Below are 11532 nucleotides of genomic sequence, written 5' to 3' on the forward strand. Positions count from 1 at the left end.
CAGCGGGGGGTTGTTTCTGGAGGAGGAAGGAGAGACGTTTCATGGTGGATACTGAAACGGTATTGGAGCTAAAGGGAATCACAAAGCGTTTTGGTGAAGTCGTCGCGAATGAAGATATTAGCTTTGCTTTGAAAAAGGGCGAAATTCATGCATTACTTGGTGAGAATGGTGCCGGAAAATCGACATTAATGAATATCGTATTCGGATTGTATCAACCAACAGAAGGTTCTATCTGGGTCAATGGACAAGAAGTGATCATGGATACCCCGAACCGGGCGATTGAGCTGGGGATCGGGATGGTGCATCAACATTTTAAGCTCGTACAGCCTTTTACCGTAACCGAAAATATTATTCTCGGCATGGAACCGAAATCCGGTCTGAGAACCGATTTGAAAAGTGCTTCAGCTAAAATACGGCAATTATCGGAGCAGTATGGCCTCAATGTGGATCCTTCTGCAAAGATTGAGAATATTTCAGTAGGAATGCAGCAGCGGGTAGAAATCTTGAAAACGCTGTACCGTGGCGCGGATATCGTTATCCTGGACGAGCCTACAGCTGTGCTGACACCTCAAGAGATTACGGATTTGCTTACCATTATGAAACGCCTTGCGAGTGAAGGAAAGTCCATTATTATTATTACGCACAAGCTGAAGGAGATCATGGAGGTTGCGGATACTTGCACCATTATTCGCCGGGGCCGCGTGATCGACTCTGTCGTTGTCAAGGATTCCAGTCCTCAGGAACTGGCTGAGAAGATGGTGGGCCGTGAAGTGCGGTTCAAGACGGAGAAGGCGGAAGCCAATCCGATGCAGCCAGTTCTGAACGTAAACAACCTAAAGGTTCGCGGGGATAATGGGCAGCTCGCGGTGGACAGTCTCTCCTTCCAGGTTCGCGCGGGTGAAATTGTCGGCATCGCGGGAGTTGACGGGAATGGCCAAACCGAGTTAATCGAAGCGTTAACAGGAATGCGGCGTGTTGAGTCGGGCGAGATTCATTTGGATGGTGTCGATGTCTTGAACAAGACACCGCGCGAGGTTGGCCAAGCTGGAATGTCGCATATTCCGCAGGATCGCCATAAGCATGGTCTGGTGTTGGACTTTACGGTGCCGGAAAATGCAATCTTGCAGACCTACTATAAGCCTGAATTGACGAAAGGCGGTCTAATGGACCATAAGGCAGCATTAACGCTCGCCGAGAAATACGTGAAATCATTCGATATTCGCATTCCCGGATATGATGTGCCGGTACGCGCGATGTCCGGAGGAAATCAGCAGAAATTGATTATTGCGCGCGAAATCGATCGGCATCCTAAGCTGCTGATTGCTGCACAACCGACACGCGGGTTGGATGTCGGGGCGATTGAGTTTGTGCATAAGGAGCTCATTGCAGAACGAGACAATGGCAAAGGCATACTTCTCGTATCCTTCGAATTGGAAGAAATCATGAATGTGGCTGATCGGATTATCGTGCTCTTCAATGGTCAAATCGTAGGTGAAGCTTATCCGGAAGAGACGAATGATCAAGAGCTTGGATTGATGATGGCAGGCAGACGACAAGGAGGCGACTCGAATTGAACACGGTGAAAAAGCTTCTGCGTCAAGAATCGATTTGGATTCCGGTCATCTCGATTGTCATCGGGATTGTCATCGGCGCGATTGTCATGTTGGTTGGCGGATATGATCCATTGCTTGCTTACTCTTCGTTGATCGATAAAATTTTCGGAAGTGTCTATGATATCGGTGAGACCCTGCGTTCCATTGTACCATTGATTCTATCAGGTCTCGCGGTTGCGATTGCCTTCCGTGGCGGAATGTTCAATATCGGCGTTGAAGGGCAGATCGTGATGGGCGCTCTCGGGGCCCTGATGGTCGGAAATCTGCTGGAATTGCCGCCAATCATCCATGGGATCGTAGCGATACTCGTTGGAACCTTGTTCGGCGGGGTATGGGGGTCATTAGTTGCCATATTCAAAGTAAAACGAGGATTGAATGAGGTAATCTCGTGCATCATGCTGAACTGGATTGCCTTGTATCTTAGTCATATTACGATCAAATCGTACATGGCGGAAGCAGGCACGTCCCGCTCGCAAATGATTCATGAATCTGCGGACATCCAGATTCAGTGGTTATCGGATCTGCTCAGCGGCGCTCGCATTCACTGGGGATTCTTCATCGTCATCTTCATTCTTATCGGTTATTACTACTATATGAATCGCACACAGCAGGGCTATGAGCTTCGTGCAGTAGGACACAATAAGCATGCTGCGGAGTATGCAGGGATGAAAGTGTCAAGAATTGCGATTCGCACATTCTTTATTTCCGGCGCGCTTGGCGGTTTGATTGGTACTTTCGAAGTACTCGGTGTATTCAAATACATGGCGATTGCACCGAATACGTCAGGGATCGGGTTCGATGGGATCGCGGTAGCCCTGCTCGGCATGAACACAGCAGTCGGGGTAACCTTATCTGCCGCCTTAATCGGCGGATTGTATTACGGTGCTCAAGGGATGAGCTTCGGTGCTGATGTGCCTCCAGAAGTTATTAAGATGGTTATCAGTATCATCATCTTCTTCGCGGCAGCTCCGGGAGCCATCCGCATGTTCATCAAGATGTTCAAACGCAAATCGAAGCGAGAGGAGGGGTAAACCATGGATATTCTAGCGAATTTATTGAATGGAACATTCGTGTTTGCCACGGCATTGATCTTTGCCGCACTCGGCGGGGTGATCGTCGAACGAACCGGTGTCATTAACCTGGGACTAGAAGGGTTTATGGTATCGGGAGCCTTTGCTGCTGCGATTACGACGCATTATGCGGAGAATGCGGGGCTTGGCGGTGCATCGCCTTGGTTAGGCCTCCTCGGTGCAATGATTTTCACTTTGATTTTCTCTGGCATTCATGCAATCGCTTCGATAAAATTTAAAGCAAATCAAGTAATCAGCGGTATTGTCGTCAACTTGCTGGCGGCAAGCTCCACATTCTTCATGGTAAAGCTCTTGTTCGAAGGATCTGCGGAGACGCCGATTATCGATCACGTGTTTTTTAAATGGTCGATTCCATTTTTGAGTGACATTCCATTCCTCGGAAATGCATTCTTTACGGCATATCCTACGACCTATATCGCTTATATTTGCGTATTTGTAGTATGGTTCGTCATGTATAAGACGCCGCTTGGTTTGCGGATGCGTGCGGTTGGAGAACACCCAGGGGCTGCTGATACGGCAGGCGTGAAGGTTAATCGCCTTCGTACGCTGTCCATTCTGGTTGGGGGATCGATCGCTTCCTTAGGTGGCGCTACGGTGGCTTTAACAGCGAACAGCAGCTTCGCGCAAAACACGATTTCCGGTCAAGGCTTTATTGCCCTTGCTGCGGTAATCTTCGGGAAATGGAACCCGGTAGGTGCGTTTGGCGCGGCGATTTTCTTCGGATTTGCGCAAGCGCTCAAGGATCAGGTTGTTATTTATGATTGGGCTAAAAGTATCCCGACCGAAGTCTTTTACATGCTTCCATATCTGTTAACCCTGCTGGTGCTGCTTTTTGCAGTTGGACGTACAAGCGGGCCAAGCGCACTTGGGGAAACATACGATCCTGGGAAAAGGTAAGACTTAGTGACCTTACTTCAATATGAATGAAATCAGTTGCGTTTGAGCTGGACGAAACCGACTCCTTTTTAACAAAAGGAGCCGGTTTTTTCATTTGCGCTGTTGTTTGGATCTCTTACACTAGAGATCGTATTAACCAATCAGCGCAAAACGTTTACCGATTATCGGCATTTGATGATTACGGAGGCTGCGGAGGTATGTATTCTGAATGTCATTAAAGGGCGGTTATATCCCGATAAGAAGACGGCGGATCCAACATACGAGCCGTATCCTACGAAGCAGGAAGCTATCGATCGGATGAAGGAGTTGGCCGATGAACTGACTAATAAAGGTTACATGGAAGCCGCCCCTAGAGATGTCCTGTTTCAAATTCCAGAGAAAGAAATCTACATATTCGATAAAGCCAAATGGCTTGATGAAGGCGAGTTTCCGCAGAAACTAAGTACCGCTCAAGCCTACGTCCCGACGGGCATGTTCGTTGCGTGGCTGATCAAGAATGATCTGGCGGGCAGGCACAGTCGCAAAGAGGATGCTCGGGATATTGAGCTTGTCAAACGAGATGAAATGACAGGCGCTGAATTCTACCGTCAAAACTGGGGCGGCGTATTGAGTTCGAAAGAGTTGTCAGATGAAGCGGACGCATTTGCCCGCGAATACCTCAACATTCAAAACGATATCTATACAGCAGTGGATTTTACAAATATTTTGGCGGACGGCTTGCCGACGATCTATCATGTGGAAGATACGATCAACAACTATCTGATGATTGAGCCGACGATTTCAAAGCGTTATAAAGCGTGGAAAGCTAGTAAACATTCAGCATTTGCTGGTAAATAAAACTTCAACGATAGCTGCCCTAGCAAACGAACATGAAGACTATGATCAAGATAAAGGCAATTTTGATGTCATTAAATTTTGGTTGAAATTACTGGGCGGCATTGTTACAGTATTGGTATCTAACAGGAACGGAGGGTTATGTGTGATAGATTGTTCCCGATAAGCCAACTATGCCATTTGCATTCATTGGTTCTTTGTTTCTCTGCCTGTCAGCAGAGTAATCGGGATAAGTCTGTCCATATGCCGTCTAGTTCATGTCTTGGAAAGTGTCGTAAGGATCTGCCTACGTTATTTGATCGAGGGCTTCTTTGGCGCTGTTCTGTTCGAACATGGACTCATACAGGGATATTCCTATCCGATTATGGTTGGCACAGGCAGAGCATTTGTCTGTGTTTTTTTATTTTGGATAGGAGGGTTTCCTATGACAACGCAAGAGCTGTTTAAGTCTGGAGAACGAAATATGAAGAAGAGACGCGTGTGGTTGATTACGGGCGCCAGCAAGGGGCTTGGATATGCATTTGCCAATGCCGCGCTAGAGGCAGGGGATCAGGTTGTAGCCGTCGCCAGAACCGTCGGGAAGTTAGAAACACTGAAAGAACAATACCAAGATACGCTGTTATTTTTACGGCTTGATATCCGGGAGCGGGAATCTGTATTTGCAACCGTAAAGGCGGCGATTGAGCATTTCGGGCGTCTTGATATTGTCGTGAATAACGCAGGCACAATGACGTTAGGCATGGTCGAGGAACTGAGCGAGGACGACGCAAGAGATCTCATGGAAACGAATTTTTTCGGGGCTCTATGGGTTTCTCAGGCGGTATTCCCTTACTTGCGTGAGCAGCGGGCAGGACATTTGATTCAAATCTCCAGCATAGGAGGAGTAATCTCAGGGCCGATGACAGGCATGTATAGTGCAAGCAAATTCGCGTTAGAAGGGTTAAGCGAAGCGTTAGCACAAGAAGCAGCCCATTTTGGAGTGAAGCTGACACTCGTAGAGCCGGGCGGGTACTGGACGGATTTGTATGCAACTATGCGCTATAGCCAGCCATTAGAGGCCTACGATTCCTTGCGCGAGGAACTGGTCAAGCAGTATGCGGAAGGTTCGATAGATAGCGATCCTGCATTGGCCGCCGAAGCGCTTATGAAGCTGGTGGATAGCGAGAACCCGCCTTTGCGGCTTATTTTGGGCAGCGCAATTTTTGATATAGCCAGAAACACTTATAAGGAGCGCATTGCGACTTGGGAGGCGTGGGAATCGGTGAGCAGAGCGGCTGAACAGGGGATTCCGGCACCGCCGAGGTATGGGACTTCGGAGGAGTAAGAAGTAAGCGTACAAGATGCCAAAAGTAGGCGACCGTTTCTCGCTATTTTGCCGGGAAACGGCTGCTTCTTTTATCCGAAGTCTTCTACTTGATAGAGGTAACAAATAGCACTCTGCTTCCGCCTCTTCCGTCGTAGTTCGTATGTACGGGAATCCCATTTACCTCGCTGTCGCCTTCTTCGATCCGGAAGCCCATTCGGCTATGGAAAGCGATCGAAGTCGCATTAACCGGCGAAGTCACACAGCGGACGGTGTCGCAATCGTATTGCCGTACGGTTTCGAAGAACGTTTTGTACAGCCTTTTCGCGATCCCGGACTTTCGATAATTCGGGTGAACACCGATAAAATGGATATACGCCTCGTTCGGATTGGTTTGCGACACGAACCCAATTAAGAAGGCGATCATTTCCCCGTCTTGTTCTGCAATAAAGCTCGTTTGTTGAAAATGGACAAAAAACAATTTCGGCAGCATATCAGACATATTTCTGCCGCCCCACCAATCGTTAAGAACAGAAATCACGCTGGTATAATCGGACGCTCTCACAGCACGAATGTTCATGCCTAGTCACCTCACTTACGCGATAATAGATAAATTTTACCACGAATTGAGAAAGAGAACTTTGTAAACATTGCGTTGGTCGCAGGTTTGGATCGTATAAAAAACAGGAGTATAGATGTTTCGTAATACTTTTACCATGTTCATTGTATTGAAAATAAGCGAGGATAGAGGCAGAAGAAAGTATCGTGGAAGGGGAGAAGCACGATGATTATTTCTTTTGACCAAGCGGCGCCTTGGAAGGGGAGAACTTCCATTTATGCATACATACGAGATCAAGGAGAATTAATAGACGGCTCTTTGCCGGATGATGAAGAATTCTGGGCCGACAGTAAGATCCGGTGGGTAGCAGGCGGCCTAGACGGAGTATGCAGTCACCATGGCGCGGGCAGTGATCGAAAGGGAGAGGTGGATGAGATCGTCCAGCTCTTGGGGCAGCAATCGAGGAAGCCGAAGCATGCCACGCGGAAGGCGTTGTACATGAAGCTCGTTACGGCTGAAATAAGCAGCATGATTGATAATATATTGGAGCAGGTACGCATTTATCCCGGCATACGACCGGAACCTGTATTTCAGGAAGCGGTATGGTTTGCGGAGCATGGGGCACATCGCAATGTCGTCAAGTTCGGTATCGCGCTGCTTGGCCTGTTCCATAATGAACATGTTAAGGAACTGCTTCTAACCCTTGGCAAACATGATGAGTTCACACTGTACACGGCAGTTGCGATTCAGAATGGGATGGAAAACAGCAATGAGGTGCTGTTTGCATTAGCCAAGCAGGTTCATGGTTGGGGGAAGATCCATCTTGTGGAGAGATTGGAGCCATCGACTCAGGAAATTCGAGATTGGCTGCTGCGGCATGGTTGTCAGAACCATGTTATGAATGAATATTTGGCTTGCATCTGTGCGAGAAATGGAGGCTTGCAGGAGGCGCTTTCTGCTGGGCAGGTAGATCGAGAACTGTTTGATGGAGCGACCGATATAATCGAGGCCTTGTTAAATGGAGGCCCGGCAGAAGATATTGATGATTATGAGCATGCGCCGCAAGTGCTGGCCAATTACGTAAGAGCGGCACACGAGATGTGTTTCACGGTCAAGCACCTGTCAGTCATGTTCAAGCTGCAAGATTTTTTGACCCAGGATGAGGAAAGATGGAGTGAGCGGATGGCCGCAGGGTGGACGGAGCAGCTTCGGATCAATACGTTGGTAGCAGTTCAAGCGGTTATCGCTCAGCCGAGATGGAATCGTATCGTAATGGATGTGATTGAATCCGGTGATACAGCGAATCACTATTATGGCATTGCAAGTGCAGAGAAGATTGGGATAGATATATGGGAAATTCTTTATCAGCAGCTTGCGGAGGATCCGCTTCAGAATTCCCATTACCTGCAGCTCATGAAATCAGAGAACTCGGGCAGAATTCAGAAGCTAGTTCAGTTTGCGGAGGAGCACCTGCCGCTGCAGCATATCGCGACGGGCCCTGGTGATGAGATGGGGCTTGGGAAAGCGTATATTGCACATCAATGTCTGGATAGCATTTTGCAAAGTTTAGATCGATTTAATGGAATCGGAGAAAGACTCATTATTGTCGGCTTGAACAGCCCTGTCGTTTGCAATCGGAATATGGCGCTGCGGGCATTGGAGGGCTGGGACGCTGCTTTGTGGAGCGAGCAGCTCATTGGGGCGGTCATTCATTTGTCGGAAATAGAGACTGAAGAAGCGGTAAAAGAACGAATTCTGGCGCTGCGAGAAGCAAAAGGCATTTGAATATTCGAATAGAAATTATACGTTACTGGAGTTGAAGAAGGACATGGCTTATCAACAAATAGACGGCGTACGAGTCTGGGGCAGCCCGGAGGAGAGTGCTGTCGCGCAAGCGAAAATGTGCGCTAAGACTGGCAATGTAGTTCAGGCTCTGTTGATGGCGGATCATCATAAGGGGTACAGTCAGCCGATTGGCGGGGTTGTGGTCTATGACGGGCAAATCTCGCCTTCCGGCGTCGGGTATGACATTGCCTGCGGGAATAAAGCAGTTCGTACTCTTTTGTCAGCAGATGATATCAAGCCCAGATTATCGAAAATCATGGACGAAATTGCTCGCAAAATCTCCTTCGGGATGGGGAGAGTCAATAATGAGAAAGTGGATCACGATCTCTTTGATGATCCGGATTGGAGCGTCTATCAAGCGATTGGCAAGCAGGAGCATGACAAGCTGAAAGCACTGGCTCGCAATCAGCTAGGTACTGTCGGAAGCGGCAACCATTTTGTAGACTTGTTCGAGGAGGTAGGGACAGGACGTCTGTGGGTCGCGAATCATTTTGGGAGCAGGGGATTTGGGCATAAGACGGCGAGCGGATTCATGAATCTGGCTGTCGGGCGGGAGTTCCTAGCCAGTGCTCCAGGAGAGAAGATGGATCAGCCGCCCATCCTTCTTGATCTGAGCAGCGAGGTTGGAGATATGTATTATCGTGCCATGAAGCTGGCCGGGCGGTATGCCTATGCGGGACGTGATTACGTCATTGAGCAAGTGCTGGCGATTCTGGGTACTGACGCTGATCTTGAGATGCACAATCACCATAACTACGCTTGGAAAGAAACGCATAACGGCAAGGAAGTCGTAGTTGTCCGCAAAGGGGCGACTCCTTCCGCACCGGGGCAGGTCGGATTTATCGGCGGCAGTATGGGCGACATATCGGTAATTGTAAAAGGCAAGGATAGTGCAGAGAATCGGGAAGCCTATTACAGCACCGTTCATGGGGCGGGACGGATCATGAGCCGAACGCAAGCGGCAGGCAAAATGAATTGGAAAACCCGTACTCGAAGCGGCGGCAAGATTACGACAGAGCAAATGATGGAGGCCGTGCGCACATTCGGCGTTGAGCTGCGCGGAGCGGGTACGGACGAGAGTCCGTTTGTGTATCGGAAGCTGCAGGAGGTATTGGATGCACATGCAGAAACGATCGAGGTGATGCACACATTAAAGCCGATCGGAGTATGTATGGCCGGAGCGGACGAGTTCGATCCGTATAAGGATTGATAGAATAGACATCAACATAGAAAAGGAAAAAGAGCGCTCGGATATAGGTATCTGGGCGTTCTTTTTATATCCAATACTTTACAATTTAATTAAATTCTATGATAATGAAGAAATATGTCATATTTTGTGGAGGTGCTTTATGAATCACGTCTATATTACGAGTATAGGTAAGTTTCTTCCTGGCTCTCCGGTTAGTAATGATGAAATTGAAGATTATCTTGGTAAAATTAGTGGGAAGACTTCAAAGACCAAGCGGATCATCCTTGAAAAGAATCAGATAAAATATCGCTACTATGCAATGAATAAAGAGCAAAAGAGCTTATATACGAACGCAGAAATGGCTGCGCTAGCTATACGAAATGCATTAGAACGTAATGGAAATATAGAAGAGAAGGATATTGGCTTCCTGGCGACAGGGTCGACGAGAGCCGATTTGCTTCTTCCTGGCTTTGCGAGCATGGTGCATGCTGAGGCGGGCTTGCCAGTAATGGAGATATCCTCGCACAACGGCTTATGTGCAAGCGGAATGCAGGCGTTTAAGTACGCCTATTTGCAAATTAAATCGGGGGAGCATGAGGCGGCAATTGCTTGTGCTAGTGAGTTCCTGAGCCGTGAGTTTAAGCATACGAAGTTTGAGGCGCAGTCTGTACATAGCAATGGACGTGTGCCGTTCGATACGGACTTTTTGCGGTTTATGCTGTCGGATGGTGCAGGCGCGGCGATAATGCAGGACAAACCCTCCGCAAAGGGGTTATCGCTGCGCATTGAATGGGTCGATAACAAGTCATATGCAAATGAGTATGACGTGTGCATGTATTCGGGCATGGACAAGGAGAGTGGAATTTCTTCGTGGCTGGATTATGCATCTATTCATGAAGCGGCGGATCAAGGTGCGCTGAATCTAAAGCAGGATGTCAGACTGGTTAACGAAATCACGAAGGTGGGCGTTCGTCGATTTTTGGAGCTGGTGCAGGAAGGCCGGATTGAACCGGAGACCATCGATTGGATGGTTTGCCACTACTCATCGCATTTTTTCAGAGATGAGATATTCCGGTTGTTGGAGCAGGGCGGGGTCATCATTCCAGAGGAAAAGTGGTTCACGAACTTATACACAAAGGGAAATACTGCCTCGGCTTCGATCTTCATTATGCTGGAGGAACTCATGTATGAAGGGCATCTCGCCGAAGGGCAGCAGGTGCTGTGCATCGTTCCCGAAAGCGGTCGATTCCAAACTTCGATTATGCTGTTAACAGTTGTAGGTTCTTGAGGCATCGCACAGGAAGGCATGCAAATGGTCTCATATCATTTGAAAATAACGTATAAAACGCAGGCAGAGAGGTAGTCATAAATCTCTCTGCCTTTTTACATTTGTAGACCAGACACTCAAATCTGTATGGAAAGCTTCATCATCACCCATACAATCAAGATCACCAGGCAGATCCCTAGGGGGATGGAAGAGAGCGTCATGCCCACGACTGCTATGCCGCTGCCTCGCGAAGATCGTTTGCCGCTGATTCCTAATATAAATCCGATTAGGTTCAAAATAAAAGAAGTTATCATAACCTGCTTCTGCTCGGAAGAGAACAACGTATTAAACTTGAGTGCTGTGCTCAAATTACTCAATATGTATAGAAAAGTCAGAATACCAAGTGAGCCAAATAGAAGGGAAGCGACAGCTTGTCCCTGTCTATTTACGGCAGTCTTCGGAGCAGGAGGCGATTGACTAGCGACAGGCTTGCTAGCCGATGTCTCCTTCGGTCGTGTATTTTTCACTTGACTACCTGCTGTCCGTTGATTTGAAGCAGGAGCAGGGCGATTTGGCTTGGGCTGTTCCCGACGATTGCGAGGGGATACAGCTGAGTTGTTCGTTGAATGCACCCTTGTTCTTGGGGTTGTGCGCTGCTGCACGATAGGTTCTCCTTTCTAACAAAGAGAAATGAATATAAAATAAGTATATACTACTTATTCGGCATAATAAGGAAGAAACTTTGGCAAGACCACACGATTAACCATTTCTAATATGTATTTCTCTCTCATAATTCATTTCAAATCAAATAATTTTTATTCAAACTATATATTTTTTAGCGAAAATTTAGTATGATCGATAACGGAATCCGAATGATGAGTTTAAAATGTATTTATTTGTTCGGTTTTACAGCACTTTGTATAAACACAACACA

10 protein-coding genes are annotated in these 11532 nt (G+C 47.8%); 8 read left to right on the forward strand and 2 right to left on the reverse strand.

Going from position 1 to position 11532, the window contains the following annotated elements; translation table 11 throughout:
• Window positions 1-41: 41 nt before the first annotated feature.
• The 5 genes from ACQ5BJ_RS22925 (at window position 42) to ACQ5BJ_RS22945 (ending at window position 5759) form a co-directional block, all read left to right on the forward strand.
• Complete coding sequence (locus ACQ5BJ_RS22925; protein WP_430112523.1) at window positions 42-1574, forward strand: ABC transporter ATP-binding protein; 1533 nt, start codon at window positions 42-44, stop codon at window positions 1572-1574.
• On the forward strand, window positions 1571-2644 hold the full coding sequence (locus ACQ5BJ_RS22930) for an ABC transporter permease (RefSeq protein ID WP_005543021.1): 1074 nt from the start codon (window positions 1571-1573) through the stop codon (window positions 2642-2644). The genes ACQ5BJ_RS22925 and ACQ5BJ_RS22930 overlap by 4 nt, the downstream gene beginning before the upstream one ends.
• Window positions 2645-2647: 3 nt before the next feature.
• On the forward strand, window positions 2648-3601 hold the full coding sequence (locus tag ACQ5BJ_RS22935; protein WP_005543020.1) for an ABC transporter permease: 954 nt from the start codon (window positions 2648-2650) through the stop codon (window positions 3599-3601).
• Between the two features lie 102 nt (window positions 3602-3703).
• Window positions 3704-4438, forward strand: a complete 735-nt coding sequence (locus ACQ5BJ_RS22940) for a hypothetical protein (protein ID WP_430112525.1) — start codon at window positions 3704-3706, stop codon at window positions 4436-4438.
• A gap of 421 nt (window positions 4439-4859) precedes the next feature.
• A complete protein-coding gene (locus ACQ5BJ_RS22945; protein WP_430112527.1) occupies window positions 4860-5759 on the forward strand; it encodes an SDR family oxidoreductase in 900 nt (299 codons plus the stop codon).
• An 85-nt stretch (window positions 5760-5844) separates the two neighbouring features.
• Here ACQ5BJ_RS22945 and ACQ5BJ_RS22950 read toward each other — a convergent pair whose 3' ends face one another.
• Window positions 5845-6318, reverse strand: a complete 474-nt coding sequence (locus tag ACQ5BJ_RS22950; RefSeq protein ID WP_268620109.1) for a GNAT family N-acetyltransferase — start codon at window positions 6316-6318, stop codon at window positions 5845-5847.
• Between the two features lie 204 nt (window positions 6319-6522).
• On the opposite strand from ACQ5BJ_RS22950, the gene ACQ5BJ_RS22955 reads away from it, so the two are divergent.
• The 3 genes from ACQ5BJ_RS22955 to ACQ5BJ_RS22965 all read left to right on the forward strand — a co-directional run bounded on the left by ACQ5BJ_RS22955 (window position 6523) and on the right by ACQ5BJ_RS22965 (window position 10619).
• Entirely contained in the window at window positions 6523-8082 is a 1560-nt protein-coding gene (locus ACQ5BJ_RS22955) for a limonene hydroxylase (protein ID WP_430112529.1), read from the forward strand.
• A gap of 43 nt (window positions 8083-8125) precedes the next feature.
• Complete coding sequence (locus ACQ5BJ_RS22960) at window positions 8126-9352, forward strand: RtcB family protein (protein WP_430112531.1); 1227 nt, start codon at window positions 8126-8128, stop codon at window positions 9350-9352.
• A gap of 139 nt (window positions 9353-9491) precedes the next feature.
• Complete coding sequence (locus ACQ5BJ_RS22965; RefSeq protein WP_005543013.1) at window positions 9492-10619, forward strand: beta-ketoacyl-ACP synthase III; 1128 nt, start codon at window positions 9492-9494, stop codon at window positions 10617-10619.
• Window positions 10620-10735: 116 nt separating this feature from the next.
• Here the strand turns inward: ACQ5BJ_RS22965 and ACQ5BJ_RS22970 are convergent, their stop codons facing one another.
• Entirely contained in the window at window positions 10736-11260 is a 525-nt protein-coding gene (locus tag ACQ5BJ_RS22970; protein WP_197267366.1) for a hypothetical protein, read from the reverse strand.
• Window positions 11261-11532: the final 272 nt, after the last annotated feature.

The sequence above is a fragment of the Paenibacillus sp. B1-35 genome (assembly GCF_050474385.1).
In the GTDB taxonomy this organism is placed as follows: Bacteria; Bacillota; Bacilli; order Paenibacillales; family Paenibacillaceae; genus Paenibacillus_B; species Paenibacillus_B alvei.